The following is a 13,541-nucleotide window of genomic DNA, read 5'->3' as shown; positions in this document are numbered from 1 at the left end:
GTCGCTGTCCCGTGCGCGTGGAGGCAACTGGGGTTCGAGGCGACGAGAGCGCGTGAAGTCGGGGAGTGCCGGTGCCGAGGCGGAAGCCGGGCCGGTCATGGAGTACGTGACGCAGATGAGCGGATCTCCACCCCTGAAGCCCGGGGAGAGGGCCGTCACTGTCATGCCTCAATGACCATGAACGGCAGGCTCATCCATGCCCACCGAAATCGCCCTGCTCGAATCGCGCGCGCTGCGCGCAGACCATCTGGGACGTGTCGATGTCCTGGACAAGGTCAAGGCGCTCGCGCTGCTGCCGGACGGGATTCATCTCCGTACGCAGGATGTCGCGCGGTACTTCGAAGTATCCACAGAGGCCATCAAGAAGGTGGCCAACGGCACCGTGAGGAGCTCGCCTCAAACGGACTGTGCGTCCTGCAGGGCTCTGACCTGGAAGAATTCAAGGGGGACAACCTGTCCCCCTTTCCCCTGCACGGCATGAGTTATCCACAGCCCCGTTCCGGCCTCACGGTTCACACCCGTCGCACCGTCCTCAACATCGCCATGCTGCTGCGCGACAGCGAAGTCGCCCGTCGCGTCAGGAGCTACCTCCTCGACACCGAGGAGCAGCGCCGGACCCCGGTGTCGGGCCCCCGCTTCAACGGCGACGGGCTCGGCCACCGCGTCACGCAGCTGGAATCCGCGATGAGCGAGGTCGGCCCCGCACTGCGGGAGCTGGACCCTCTGCTGGTCCGGATGTCGGACCGGCTGGCGGAGCTGGACCAGCGGCTCGACGCCACGAACCGTGTCGTCGGGGCGATGAGCGTACGGCTCTCGGATCTCAGGGAGGACATGGCTGAGGTCAAGCGCCAACTGCCTCACCTGGCCCATCAGGCAGAACTGGAACGCCGCAGGCGCCGACGTCATCAGCGCTGAGCCGGAGCCCGAATCGGCCGCGAGGCTCTACGGACCGGCAAGGCCAATCCGGAAGGGCCGCCCGAAGAAGACCGCACAAGGCCGGGGCGGGGGTGACGGCTCCCCGTCACTCCCGCCCCGGCCGCGTCTCACTCCTCGCCGGCCAGTGTCAGCCGTCGCAGTTTCTGGCCCGCGTACCAGGTGGCGAGCACGGTGACCCCCGCCAGCAGCACCACGGACAGGGGCAGTCCGACGTCCGAGCTGATGGCACCCGGCGCGCCGATCTTCTCCGCCAGGGCGAGCGACCACTGCTGGATGCTCAGCGTGCGCGCACCCGGTACCAGGCTGCCGAACAGGCCCTCCCAGACAAGGGCGTAGACCAGCCCGGCGACGACCGCGTGCCGGGTGACCGTCCCCAGGAGCAGGAAGACCGAGGCGTACGCGATGGACGCGACCAGGGCGGCGACCGTGTAGGCGATCGCGATCTGCTGGCCGTTGCCGTTGAGGATCAGGCCCGCGATCAGGGTCGGGATCGCGGAGAACGCCATCGTCACGGCGATCGCCACGATGAGCTTGGTGAAAATGATCGTGGGGCGCTTCACCGGTTTGGCCAGCAGATAGACGATCGAACCGTCGTCGATCTCCGGGCCGATCGCACCCGTACCCGCGATGACACCGATCAGCGGCACCATCGTGGCCATGGCGAACCCGCCGAGCACATCGGCGGCGATCTGGTCGTCGGCGCCGCTGAACGTGCGTACCGCGGCGGCGATCACGATCAGCAGCGCGGGCAGCACGAACAGGATCGCGGCCCGGCGGCGGCCGAGCAGGGCCCGGTAGGTGAGCCGGGCGACTGTGGGGTTGTACATGGGCGTCACAGCTCCTTTCAGGCCGCTACGAGGTACGAGAAGACCGATTCCAGAGATTCGTCCGACGGCGAGACGGTGAGGAGCCGGATGCCGTGTTCACGGGCGACGCGCGGCAGCAGCGCTGTGAACCGGCCGAAGTCGACCGCCTGGATGCGCAGCGCGCCCTCCGTGACGTCCACCTCGATACCGGCGGTCGAGGGGTCGGCGATCAGCGCGGCGGCAAGGACCCGGTCGTCACTGGACCGTACGAGATAGCGGTGCGGCCGGTCCGTCATCAGACGGCGGATCCGGCGGAAGTCACCGGACGCGGCATGCCGTCCCGCCACGATCACCTCGATGTGCGAGGCGAGTTGCTCGACCTCCTCCAGGATGTGCGAGGAGAAGAGCACCGTGCGGCCCTCCGCACCCATCCGCCGCAGCAGCTCCATCAGCTGCATGCGCTGGCGCGGGTCCATGCCGTTGAACGGCTCGTCGAGGAGCAGCACGCTGGGGTTGTGCACGAGGGCGGACGCCATCTTCACGCGCTGCCGCATGCCCTTGCTGTACGTCGCGATCTTGCGGTCCTGCGCGGGCTCCATCTCGACGGTGGCGAGCGCCTGTTGCGCGGCGCGCTCGTCCAGGCCGTGCAGTTCGGCGTTGGCGACGACGAATTCGCGCCCGGTGAGGAAGTCGTACATTCCCTCCCGCTCCGGCACGATCCCGATCTGCCGGTAGACGCTCTCGTTCCGCCAGATCGGCGCGCCGTCCAGGGTCACCGTGCCCGTCGACGGGGCGAGAAATCCGGCCATCATGTTGATGAGGGTGGACTTGCCCGCGCCGTTGGGGCCGAGAAGCCCGGTCACGCCGGGGCCGACCGTCATGGTGATGTCGTTGACCGCCACCACGTTGCCGAACCAGCGCGAGGTGTGGTCGATATTGATCGTGGTCACAGCCCGACCTTCCGGTAGCGGCGCATCAGGACGGCGTACGAGCCGGCGATGAGCGCGAGAACGACGAGCACGTAGACCGCGCCGACACCCGCTCCGGGGCCGGTCCCGCCCGGGAAGGCGGAGCCGGCGCCGAGGAACGCGGTCTGGACTCCGTCGATCAGCGTGATCGGGGAGAAGAGCCCGAGCCAGGTGACGGCCCCGGCGGCGTCCTGGTTGAAGGCGATGGCCTGCACCGTGGAGACCGCCCCGTAGGTGATGGTCAGTACGGCGATGACCGCGGCGACGCCGAAGCCGCGGCGCGGGGTGAGCGCGGCGACCACCAGCGCGATGCCGGAGAAGAGCACCGAGAGCAGCGCGACGGAGACCAGCCCCTGGCCGAATCCCTCGGTCTGATCGGCGAAGTCGAGTTTGGCGAGCAGCGAACCGATGTAGAGGATCACCAGCGGCGCCCCGGTCAGGATGAAGAGAGCCGAGGCCATCGCCGCGTACTTGGCGATGACGTAGTCGACGCGCTCGATCGGCCGGGAGAAGTACAGCGGAATGGACTTGAAGCGCAGATCGCGGGAGACGGCCTGCGGGGCCTGCGCGGCGAGATACAGCCCGATGACGGCCTGCGTGAGGATGGCGTAGCGGGTGTAGTCGAGCGGCAGGTCCTTGGCCTTGGTCGCCACAGCCACCGCCACGACGATCGCCGCGGGCACGCACATCACCGCGAAGAGGATCATCGGCAGCACCTTGGACTTGGCCGAGCGGCCCAGACCGTAGGCGCCGCGCAGCGACTGCGTGAAGAGCGAACGGCGGGCGTAGCCGCGGCCCAGACGCTGTCCGTCGTAGTTCCGGTATCCGATGTTGTGGATCTGACTGGTCTCGGTACTCATCGCGCCTGCACCTCCTGCTTCTGCTGGCCGGGCTGCTCCGGCGGCTGGTTCTGCCGCTGCCCCTGTGACTGGTTCTGCTGGTTCTGCTGGTCCGGGTGGAAGACCTCGGCGATGTGGTGGCGGCGCTGTTCCATCCGTACGAGGCCGAGTCCCAGGTCGGTGACCGTGTCGCGGACCAGGTCGTACGTCTCCTCGCCGGCCGCCTCGACCAGCAGGATGCGGCCCGCGCCGGGCAGCCCCTCCTCCACGCCGTCATGCAGGGTCACCCCTGCGGCGGCCAGCGTCTCGCGCAGCGCCCGCGTCCCGTCGGGATGGGTGTCGGAGTCGGTGACCTCGACCGCGAGCGTGGCGGTGTTCTGCGTGAAGTCACTGGTGGAACTGGAACGCAGCAGCGAGCCACCGTCGATGACGACGACGTGGTCACAGGTCCGCTCCAGCTCGCCGAGCAGGTGCGACGTGACCAGCACGGAGATGCCGAAGTCGGTGTGCACCCGCCGGATCAGCCCGAGCATGTCGTCGCGGCCGACCGGGTCCAGGCCGTTCGTCGGCTCGTCGAGCAGCACCAGCTGCGGGTCGTGGACCAGCGCCTGGGCCAGCTTCACGCGCTGTTTCATACCGGTCGAGTAGCCGCCGATGGGGCGGTAGCGCTCTTCGTAGAGGCCGACGTGGCGCAGCGTGTCGGCGGTGCGCTCCCGTGCGGCGGTGGGCGGCAGTCCGGACATGCGCGCCATGTGGACGACGAACTCGGTGGCCGAGACGTCGGGCGGCAGGCAGTCGTGCTCGGGCATGTACCCGACGCGCTCACGGATTTCGGCGCCACTGGTGGCGACGTCGAGCCCGAGCACGGCGGCCCGGCCCTCCGTGGCGGGGGACAGACCCAGCAGGATCTTGATCAACGTGGACTTGCCGGCTCCGTTGGATCCCACCAGTCCGGTCACACCGGGTCCGATGTCCAGGGAGAGCCGGTCAAGCGCGGTCACCCTCGGGAACCGCTTGCTCAGGCTTTCGGTCGCGATCACAGTCACATTCCGAAGGTAGTGGCGCGGCTCACGGCGGGCGTCAGCCCAGACGGCTGGATCCCTGTCCGCCTCCAGAGGTACGGACCCGTAGGGGCCCGGTACGGGAGGGGGAGGGGAAGGGGTGGCGCTCGCCCTGACGGGCCGTCGTTCCCGGCGGAGTCCCGGAGGGGTTGTCCACAGGCGGTTGTCCACAGGCCAGGCGGGGCCCTTGACGTAGCCGCCAGGCATTGTCACATTCATCAGTGTCAAGTTACGAGCACGTACCGCACACGGACGGGACGGACAGGTGGCATGGCCTCAGGGGTGAAAGCAGCAGCACGGTGGGCAGGTGGCCCGGCCGCGCGGCCGGTCGCGCAGGGCGGCGCGGAGGCCGCGCGGCTGCGGGGGTTCAGAGAGGTGCAGACCCTTGCCTACGCCTGCGCGGAGGCTGTCGCCGCCCAGCTCAGGCCGGGTGTGACCGAGCGCGAGGCAGCGCGGATGCAGCGCGAGTGGCTGTACCGGCGGGGTGTCCGGGACTGGTTCCATCTGCCGTTCGCCTGGTTCGGGGTCCGGACCGCCTTCGCGGGGTTCAGGGTGCCGCTCCAGTTCTTCCCGACGAACCGGCGGCTCGAAGCCGGGATGCCGTTCATTCTGGACATGGCCCCCGTCTTCCGCGGCTTCACCGCAGATGTCGGTTACTCCGGCTGCCTCGGACTCAACCCGGTGCACGACAAGCTGCTCGCCGACCTGGAGGCGCACCGCGACCTCATCCTGCGGGAGGTGCGTGAAAGACGCACGCTGCGCACGGTCTACGAGGACGTGGAGCGGCTGATGACCACTCAGGGGTACGCGAACCGGCACCGCGCCTATCCGTTCGGTGTGATCGCGCACAAGGTCGACGAGGTCAAGGAGCGGCGCTGGTCGCCCCATGTGTTCGGCTTCGGTACCCAGTCCCTGAAAGGCCTGGCGAGCGATGCGCTGCACGGCCACCGGGACGGCTGGTCGCCGCTGTGGAGCCCGTACAAGTTCTCCGACCACCCGCCCCGGCCGGGGCTGTGGGCGGTCGAACCGCACCTCGGATTCCGGGGCACGGGCGCGAAGTTCGAGGAGATCCTGGTCGTGACCGACTCGGCCGACCCCGAGCAGAGCGCCTTCTGGCTGGACGAAGATCTGCCGCATGTGCGGCGCTGGGCAGAGGAGAGGGCCGCATGAGCAAGGGAATCGCAGGAGCGCGCGAGCGCTGGGTGCGTACCGGAGGCATCGAGCTGTGCGTCGCCGAGCTGGGCGACCCGGACCGGCCGACCGTCGTGCTGGTGCACGGATACCCGGACAGCAAGGAGGTCTGGACCGAGGTGGCGGCCCAACTGGCCGAGCGCTTCCACGTGGTGCTCTACGACGTGCGGGGGCACGGCAGGTCCTCGGCGCCTGCGCCGCTGCGCGGCGGCTTCACCCTGGAGAAACTGACCGACGACTTCCTGGCCGTGGCGGACGCGGTCAGCCCCGGAAAGCCGGTTCACCTCGTCGGCCACGACTGGGGATCCGTGCAGTCCTGGGAGTTCGTGACCGTGCCGCGCACCGAGGGCCGGATCGCTTCGTTCACCTCGATGTCCGGCCCTTCGCTCGACCACTTCGGGCAGTGGATCAAGAAGCGGATGTCCCGGCCGACCCCGCGCAGGACCGCCCAGCTGCTCGGCCAGGGGGCCAAATCCTGGTACGTGTACCTGCTGCATACGCCGGTGCTGCCGGAGCTCGCCTGGCGTGGACCGCTCGGCAAGCGGTGGCCGGGGATCCTGGAGCGGGTCGAGAAGGTACCGTCCGGCGACTACCCCACGGCTTCGCTGCCCTCGGACGCCGCGCACGGCGCCTGGCTCTACCGTGACAACGTCAGGTCCCGGCTGCGCAGGCCGCGCGCCGACGCTTACGCGCACGCGCCCGTCCAGCTGATCACGCCCACCGGCGACGCCTTTCTCTCGGAGCACCTCTATGACGAACTGGAGCAGTGGGCACCGCAGCTGACGCGCCGGACCCTTCCGGCCAAGCACTGGGTGCCGCGCACCAGGCCGGACCAGCTGGCCGCCTGGATCGGGGATTTCGTGACGGCCAACGAGACTCCGGGGCCCGCCCCGCAGACGGCGGCGACCGGCAAGTACGCCGACCGTTTCAGCGGCCGGCTCGTCCTGGTGACGGGGGCCGCGAGCGGGATCGGCCGGGCCACCGCCTTCGCGTTCGCCGAATCTGGCGCACGCGTCGTGGCCGTCGACCGGGACGCGGAAGGTGCGGCGCGTACGGCGGAGATGGCGCGGCTGATCGGCTCCCCCGATGCCTGGGGGGAAGCAGTGGACGTCAGCGACGAGCAGGCGATGGAGAAGCTCGCCGAGAGGGTCGCCGCCGAGTACGGGACGGTCGACGTCCTGGTCAACAACGCGGGCATCGGCCTCTCCGGCTCCTTCCTGGACACCACGAGCGAGGACTGGAAGCAGGTCCTCGACGTCAATCTGTGGGGTGTCATCCACGGCTGTCGGCTCTTCGGCAGGCAGATGGCGGACCGCGGTCAGGGCGGCCACATCGTCAACACCGCTTCGGCAGCGGCATACCAGCCGTCGAAGGTCCTCCCGGCGTACTCCACGTCCAAGGCCGCGGTGCTCATGCTGAGCGAGTGCCTGCGTGCGGAGCTGGCCGGACAGGACATCGGGATCACCGCGATATGCCCGGGCCTGGTGAACACCAACATCACGTCCACCGCACGCTTCGCGGGTGTCTCGGCGGACGAGGAGAAGCGCCGGCAGAAGAAGTCGTCCCGTCTGTACGGGCTGCGCAACTACCCGCCGGAGAAGGTGGCCGACGCGATCCTCTCCGCCGTGGTGCACAACCGGGCGGTGGTGCCGGTGACACCCGAGGCACGCGGCGCCCGCTTCATGTCCAGGTTCGCGCCGAGGGCGCTGCGCGCCGTAGCCCGGATGGAGCCGCCGCTGTGAGCGACGGACAGGACGCGGCAGGGGGACCGCATTCGGAGATGGAACCCCACACGGGTCCGGGAACACACTCGGAGCCGGGGCCACACGTCATCGCGCCGCGCCGGGTCTCCTTCGACTGGGAAAACACGCCGCTGCACTGGATACCGGGCGAGCCCGTCGCCACCCATGTGATCAATGTGCTGCACCTGCTGCTCCCGGCGGGCGAGCGGTGGTTCGTGAAGGTCTTCAAGGAGGCGCTGCCGCTCGTCGACGACCCCGGACTGCTCAAGGACTTCAAGGGGTTCATGGGCCAGGAGGCCACACACAGCGTGCAGCACTCCCATGTCCTGGACCACCTGGCCGCCCAGCGGCTCGACACCGCGGCGTACACCCGGCACGTCGACTTCCTCTTCGAGAAACTCCTCGGCGAGCGGCCGCCGCTCGGCATACCGGTTCCGGCGCGGGAGTGGCTCCGCTTCCGGCTGTCGCTGGTCGCCGCGATCGAGCAGTTCACCGCGGTCCTCGGGGACTGGGTGCTGAGCGCCGACGCCCTCGATGCGGCCGGGTCCGACGCCGTCATGCTCGACCTGCTGCGCTGGCACGGCGCGGAGGAGGTGGAACACCGGGCCGTGGCCTTCGACATGTACCAGCACTGCGGCGGCGAAGGGCTGCCGCGCTATGCCCGGCGGATCGAGGGCATGGCCGTCGTCACTCCGGTGCTGCTGTGGCTGTGGGTCTGGGGTGCCTCGTACCTCATGCGTCACGACCCCGCTCTCCTGCGCCACGGCCCCGGGACGGAGGGCAGGCCCAGGTACTCACTGCGGGAGCACAACCGGGCGGTCACCAAAAGGCTGCTGCCTTCCTGGGGTGAGCTGGGCTCGGCGATACCCCGCTACTTCAGGCGGTCGTACCATCCCTCCCAGGAGGGCTCGCTGCGCAGGGCGGTCGAGTACCTCGCAGCCTCGCCCGCCGCTCGCGCAGCGGCAGGCGCGATCGGCCGCGCGGCCCTGCCGTAGCCCTGACAGGGTGAGAAGGGAGGCAGCGTGTCCGGGGTGAGAGCGTCGGGAGTTACAGCGTCCGGGGTGGCAGCGTCCAGGGTTACGGCGTCGGGGCCCGGGCCCGAGTACCGGATCGAGGATCTGGCGCACCACAGCGGCGCCACGGTCCGTACGATCCGTGCGTACCAGGACCGCGGCCTGCTGCCCAAACCGCAGCGGCGCGGCCGGTCCAATGTGTACGGGGACAGCCATCTGGCCAGGCTGCGCCAGATCGCCGAACTGCTCGACCGCGGCTACACCCTGGCCTCCATCAAGGAACTGCTGGAGGCGTGGGACGCCGGGCGGGGTCTCGGCGGGGTGCTGGGGCTGGTCGCGGAGGTCAGCGGGCCGTGGACCGATGAGGAAGCGGACCGGATCTCCCGTGCCGAGCTGGACGCCCGGTTCGGCGGGGTGCCCGACGACGAGGCGGTCGCGGACGCGGTGGCACTGGGCGTGCTGGAACGGGTGGCCGGCAGCGACGACGAGTTCATGGTGCCGAGCCCGCAGGAGCTGGCCGTGGCTGTGGAACTGCACGCGGCCGGCGTCCCGCTCAAGGCCATCTCCATCCATCTGCGGGAGCTGCGCGGCCAGGTCGAGCACATCGCCTCGCGCTTCCTGGAGTTCACGACGGAGCACGTCTTCGCACGCTATCTGGGTCCTGCCCAGCCCACCGACGCGCATGTGGCGGAGGCCGCCTCACTGGTACGGCGGCTGCGCCCGCTGGCCCAGCAGAGCGTCGACGCCGAACTGGCCCGGGCCATGAGGCTGTTCGCCACCCGCCATCTCCAGCAGCACCTCGGCCCCGACAGCCCGCCCGCGCCCCCCGGAGGTCCCGCGTCCGTACCGGTTCCGGCAGCCACGCTCGCCGCGGTGGAGAGGCTGGTGGGACGCGAGAACGCACCCGCGTTCATCACCGGCGCCACTGAACGGGAGCTTCAGGCAAGGGCGTTGGACGCGCTGACTCTTCCACAGCAAGAAGTACGGCAAACAGACCAAAAGCCGTAAATCACCATACCTTTGTCCACAGAATCGCCAAATAGCCTGTGGATAACCCACCTTGCCTGTGGATCATGCCTAACTCATGGGGCGCAAAAGGTAATTCGGATGCACACCGGCGCACGCGCCCCCGCACTGGCCCTGATTCAAGCGAGAGCTCTAGTTCTGCCCGAGCTGCGCCAGTGCCTCGGTCGCGATCCGCTCGAAGACCTTCTCGTCCGCGGCGAAGATGGTGCCGGGGATCGGCGCGTGGATCACGATCTCGTCGATGCCCAGGGCGAAGTACTTCCCCGCGAAGTCGACGAAGGCGTCCAGGGACTCCATGGGCCGGCCCGCCTCGGGCGTGAACCCGGTGAGCAGGATCTTCTCCACCTCGGCCACGTCCCTGCCGATCGCGTCGCACGCCGTGCCGAGCCTGCCGATCTGGCCGCGGACCGCTTCCGCCGACTGTTCGGGAGTACCCGACTCGAAGATCTTCGGATCACCCGTCGTCACCCAGCCCTCCCCGTACCTCGCGGCGATACTCATCCCTCGCGGGCCGGTGGCCGCGACAGCGAAGGGGAGCCGGGGCCGCTGCACACAGCCCGGGATGTTGCGGGCCTCCTCGGCCGAGTAGTGCGTGCCCCGGTGAGTGACCGAGTCCTCGGTCAGCAGCCGGTCGATGAGGGGCACGAACTCGCCGAACCGGTCGGCTCGTTCGCGCGGAGTCCACGGCTCCTGGCCGAGCGCCGTGGCATCGAAGCCGGTGCCGCCGGCACCGATGCCCAGGGTGATCCGGCCGTCCGAGATGTCGTCCAGCGAGAGAAGGTCCTTCGCGAGCGTCACGGGGTGCCGGAAGTTCGGCGACGTGACCAGCGTGCCGAGCCGGACACGTGCGGTGGCCGCGGCCGCCGCGGTCAGAGTCGGGACCGCTCCGAACCAGGGGCCGTCGCGGAACGGCACCCGCCAGGAGAGGTGGTCGTAGGTGTACGCGGTGTGGAAGCCCAGCTCCTCGGCGCGCACCCACTGCTCACGGCCACCCTCGCTCCACCGGCGGACGGGAAGAATCACGGTACTCAGTCGCATGGCCACGAGCCTACGTCGTACGGGCACCCGCTCACCGGGCCGCAGCTGTCGTCACCACCGGGCGGGGCAATCACCCGCCGAGCCGGACCGGAGCCCGTCCGCTGCCGGTATCCGGTCGCCTCCCGGAGGCATCGCACAGCCGCGTACGTACTCATCTGTGCGCCTCTTCGCACTCCCGTGCGCTCCAGGCCATCGGTACGGGAGAATGACCGGGTGACCTCAGCTAACGGCCCCGCCGCCGCCCCTCTCCCGCCCCGGCTGATCGCCACCGACCTGGACGGCACCCTGCTGCGCGACGACAAGACCGTCTCGGACCGCACCATCGCGGCGCTCGCAGCCGCCGAGAAGGCCGGTATCGACGTCTTCTTCGTCACCGGCCGGCCGGCCCGGTGGATGGACGTCGTCAGCGACCATGTGCACGGCCACGGCCTGGCCATCTGCGGCAACGGCGCCGCGGTGGTCGACCTCCACGGCGACGAGGGCGGGCACATTTTCGTCAAGGTCCTCCCGCTGGAGCGCACCGACGCCCTCGACGTGGTGTCCATCCTGCGGACCGCCGCCCCGGGCACGTCCTTCGCCGTCGAGCGGACCGGCGGCATCCATCACGAGCCGGCCTACCCGCCGCTGCAGTTCGACGCCGCGTCGAGCGTCGCGCCCGCCGAGAAGCTGCTGGCGGCGGACTGCGGTCTCGCGGACCAGCCCGTGCTGAAGGTGCTGGCCCACCACCCGGAGCTGTCGCCCGACGACTTCCTCGCCCTGGCCCGCGAAGCTGTCGGCGGCCGCGCCTCGATCACCCGTTCCAGCCCGACCGCGCTGCTGGAGATCAGTGGCCCCGGCGTCTCCAAGGCCGGCACGCTGGCCCTGTGCTGCGCGGAGCGCGGTATCTCGCCCGCCGAGGTCGTCGCCTTCGGGGACATGCCGAACGACGTCGAGATGCTGCGGTGGGCGGGCAGTTCGTACGCGATGGGCAACGCACACCCGGAAGCGGTGGCCGCCGCTTCGGGGCGCACGGTCACCAACAACGACGACGGCGTCGCGGTCGTCATCGAGCAGATCCTGAAGGCCCGCCGACCGGGCTCGACCTGACCGGTCCGGACCTGACAGGCCCGGACCGCCCCGCGCGACCCCCCGCCCGCACACCCGCTGCCCACAGCAGTGCCTCCTACAGCGGTGCCTCCCACACCACCGCCGTGCCCCCGCCCTCATCGCCCATCCCCGGCCCGTAGGCGCTCGATCCGCCCAGCGCCTCCGCGCGCCGGCTGAGATTGCGCAGTCCGCTGCGCCGGCCGCCCTCCGGGATGCCGACCCCGTCGTCGGAGACCGTCAGACGTACCGCCGGGCGGCCGTCGTCCAGCTGCGCCGTGGCGTCGACGTCCACATGGATCCGGGAGGCGGCGGCATGCCGGAACGCGTTGGAGAGTGCCTCCCGGAGCGCCGCGATCAGGTTCTTCCCCGTCAGCTCCCCGACCTCCGAGTCGACCGGGCCCACGAAGCGGTGCGTGGGTTTGAACCCCAGCGGTACGGCCGCCATGTTGATCTCCCGCAGGACCCGTCGGCACAGCCCCGACGGAGCCTCGGCAGCCCCCTGCTGCAGCGCGAAGATGGCGGTACGGATCTCCTGGATCGTCACGTCCAGCTCATCGACGGCCTTGCCCACACCGAGGCGCACCGCGGGCGGCGCCGACTGGCGGTGGGCACCCTCCAGCATCATCCCGGTGGCGAACAGGCGCTGGATGACCAGGTCGTGCAGGTCGCGGGCGATCCGGTCGCGGTCCTCGAAGACCGCGAGGCGCTCTCTGTCGCGCTGGGCGTCGGCCATCATCAGCGCCAGCGCGGCCTGCGAGGCGAACTGCGAGGCCAGTGAACGTTCGGCCGCCGTGAACGGCCGGGCACCGCGTTCGCGGGGCGTGGCCAGCACGCCCCGCAGACGGCCGCCGCTGTGCAGGGGCAGCATCATGCTCGGCCCGAACCGCCTGCCCATCTCGGTGATCATCCGCGGATCGGACGCCGAGTCGTCCACGAACACCGGGGCGCCGGAGAGCAGTGTCGCCACGACCCCGCTCTCCGGCGGGACGATCAGCCCGAGGACCTGACTGGGGTGGTCGCTGGAGACGGCGACGACCTCCAGTCCACCCTCTGCGGCAGGCAGCATGACCACTCCGGCGGCCGAGTCCGCCAGATGGCGTGCCTGTTCGGCGACCACCGAGAGCGCCTCATCAGCGTCGCCGCCGGCCAGCAGCGCCGTGGTGACGGCCACTGAACCGTCGATCCACCGCTCGCGCTGCCGGGCCGCCTCGTACAGCCGGGCGTTGTTGATCGCGATGCCGGCCTCGGCGGCGAGGACCTGCACCATGTGCAGATCACCGTCGGTGAAGCGGCTCCCGTCGGTCTTCTCCGCGACGTAGAGATTGCCGAAGGTCTCCCCCTGCACCTGTACCGGGACCCCCAGGAACGTCCGCATCCGCGGATGGTGCGGAGGGAATCCGGCGTAGCGCGGGTCGCTCGTCAGATCCGTGAGCCGCACGACGCGGGCATCCTCGATCAGCGCACCCAGAAGGCCCGTGTGCCCGTCCGGGACGTGGCCGATCCGCGCTGCTTCCTCCTCCGGCACGCCATGGGTGACGAAATCGCTGAGGCCGCCGCGCTCCTGGTCCACGACGCCGATCGCGGCATAGCGCGCACCGGCCAGCCCGCCGGCTGTCTCGCAGATCCTGTTCAGGGTCGCGTGCAGTTCGAGGCCCGTACCGATGGAGCGCATGGCCTCCAGCAGCTGCGGTACGCGCGCGGTGAACTCGGCGGAGAGCCCGTGCCGGCCGAAGTCCTCCGCCGGGGGGTCCTCGGCTGGAGAGTCCTCGGCTGGGAAGTCCTCCGCGGAGGAGTCTTCCGGCGGATCGGTGGGGTCCGGAGCTGCCATACCCCAG

The 13,541-nt window shown here is 70.1% G+C and carries 11 protein-coding genes and 1 pseudogene; 6 read left to right on the top strand and 6 right to left on the bottom strand.

Annotation, left to right across the window (positions count from 1 at the left end; genetic code table 11):
* Window positions 1-196 precede the first annotated feature (196 nt).
* Window positions 197-915: pseudogene (locus OG285_RS17450) on the top strand (hypothetical protein).
* A 128-nt stretch (window positions 916-1,043) separates the two neighbouring features.
* Here OG285_RS17450 and OG285_RS17445 read toward each other — a convergent pair.
* Genes OG285_RS17445 through OG285_RS17430 form a run of 4 tightly spaced genes read right to left on the bottom strand, consistent with a single transcriptional unit; the run spans window position 1,044 to window position 4,595 of the window.
* On the bottom strand, window positions 1,044-1,763 hold the full coding sequence (locus OG285_RS17445; protein WP_371791484.1) for an ABC transporter permease: 720 nt from the start codon (window positions 1,761-1,763) through the stop codon (window positions 1,044-1,046).
* Between the two features lie 17 nt (window positions 1,764-1,780).
* The gene (locus OG285_RS17440) at window positions 1,781-2,692 is read right to left on the bottom strand and encodes an ABC transporter ATP-binding protein (RefSeq protein WP_356826838.1); all 912 of its coding nucleotides are present in this window, start codon (window positions 2,690-2,692) and stop codon (window positions 1,781-1,783) included.
* Window positions 2,689-3,570 (bottom strand): ABC transporter permease, encoded by an 882-nt coding sequence (locus OG285_RS17435; RefSeq protein WP_356826837.1) that lies wholly within the window; start codon window positions 3,568-3,570, stop codon window positions 2,689-2,691. The genes OG285_RS17440 and OG285_RS17435 overlap by 4 nt, the downstream gene beginning before the upstream one ends.
* Window positions 3,567-4,595: an ABC transporter ATP-binding protein gene (locus OG285_RS17430; protein ID WP_371791483.1), complete on the bottom strand. Its 1,029-nt coding sequence runs from the start codon at window positions 4,593-4,595 to the stop codon at window positions 3,567-3,569. The genes OG285_RS17435 and OG285_RS17430 overlap by 4 nt, the downstream gene beginning before the upstream one ends.
* A 285-nt stretch (window positions 4,596-4,880) precedes the next feature.
* On the opposite strand from OG285_RS17430, the gene OG285_RS17425 reads away from it, so the two are divergent.
* The 4 genes from OG285_RS17425 to OG285_RS17410 all read left to right on the top strand — a co-directional run bounded on the left by OG285_RS17425 (window position 4,881) and on the right by OG285_RS17410 (window position 9,564).
* Window positions 4,881-5,780, top strand: a complete 900-nt coding sequence (locus OG285_RS17425; protein ID WP_371791482.1) for a M24 family metallopeptidase — start codon at window positions 4,881-4,883, stop codon at window positions 5,778-5,780.
* The gene (locus OG285_RS17420; RefSeq protein ID WP_371791481.1) at window positions 5,777-7,543 is read left to right on the top strand and encodes an SDR family oxidoreductase; all 1,767 of its coding nucleotides are present in this window, start codon (window positions 5,777-5,779) and stop codon (window positions 7,541-7,543) included. Before OG285_RS17425 ends, OG285_RS17420 begins: the two co-directional genes overlap by 4 nt.
* A gap of 38 nt (window positions 7,544-7,581) precedes the next feature.
* The gene (locus tag OG285_RS17415; protein WP_371793558.1) at window positions 7,582-8,538 is read left to right on the top strand and encodes a metal-dependent hydrolase; all 957 of its coding nucleotides are present in this window, start codon (window positions 7,582-7,584) and stop codon (window positions 8,536-8,538) included.
* Between the two features lie 66 nt (window positions 8,539-8,604).
* Window positions 8,605-9,564 carry a MerR family transcriptional regulator gene (locus OG285_RS17410; protein ID WP_356826834.1) on the top strand — a complete coding sequence of 320 codons (960 nt, stop codon included), beginning with the start codon at window positions 8,605-8,607 and terminating at the stop codon, window positions 9,562-9,564.
* 150 nt (window positions 9,565-9,714) lie between these two features.
* Here OG285_RS17410 and OG285_RS17405 read toward each other — a convergent pair whose 3' ends face one another.
* Window positions 9,715-10,626, bottom strand: a complete 912-nt coding sequence (locus tag OG285_RS17405; RefSeq protein ID WP_356826833.1) for an LLM class flavin-dependent oxidoreductase — start codon at window positions 10,624-10,626, stop codon at window positions 9,715-9,717.
* Window positions 10,627-10,833: 207 nt separating this feature from the next.
* On the opposite strand from OG285_RS17405, the gene OG285_RS17400 reads away from it, so the two are divergent.
* Window positions 10,834-11,706: a Cof-type HAD-IIB family hydrolase gene (locus tag OG285_RS17400; protein ID WP_371791480.1), complete on the top strand. Its 873-nt coding sequence runs from the start codon at window positions 10,834-10,836 to the stop codon at window positions 11,704-11,706.
* A gap of 76 nt (window positions 11,707-11,782) precedes the next feature.
* Here OG285_RS17400 and OG285_RS17395 read toward each other — a convergent pair whose 3' ends face one another.
* Window positions 11,783-13,534: a GAF domain-containing protein gene (locus OG285_RS17395; protein WP_371791479.1), complete on the bottom strand. Its 1,752-nt coding sequence runs from the start codon at window positions 13,532-13,534 to the stop codon at window positions 11,783-11,785.
* Window positions 13,535-13,541 lie beyond the last annotated feature (7 nt).

The sequence above is a fragment of the Streptomyces sp. NBC_01471 genome (assembly GCF_041438865.1).
GTDB lineage: Bacteria > Actinomycetota > Actinomycetes > Streptomycetales > Streptomycetaceae > Streptomyces.
The sequence above is the reverse complement of the archived record's forward strand: the minus strand, read 5'-3'. Positions and strand labels throughout refer to the sequence as shown.

Bases quoted from the DNA above. Each gene is read 5' to 3' on its own strand.
- OG285_RS17445 (WP_371791484.1), bottom strand. From the start codon at position 1,763: ATGTACAACCCCACAGTCGCCCGGCTCACCTACCGGGCCCTGCTCGGC.
- OG285_RS17435 (WP_356826837.1), bottom strand. From the start codon at position 3,570: ATGAGTACCGAGACCAGTCAGATCCACAACATCGGATACCGGAACTAC.
- OG285_RS17425 (WP_371791482.1), top strand. From the start codon at position 4,881: ATGGCCTCAGGGGTGAAAGCAGCAGCACGGTGGGCAGGTGGCCCGGCC.
- OG285_RS17420 (WP_371791481.1), top strand. From the start codon at position 5,777: ATGAGCAAGGGAATCGCAGGAGCGCGCGAGCGCTGGGTGCGTACCGGA.
- OG285_RS17415 (WP_371793558.1), top strand. From the start codon at position 7,582: ATGGAACCCCACACGGGTCCGGGAACACACTCGGAGCCGGGGCCACAC.
- OG285_RS17395 (WP_371791479.1), bottom strand. From the start codon at position 13,534: ATGGCAGCTCCGGACCCCACCGATCCGCCGGAAGACTCCTCCGCGGAG.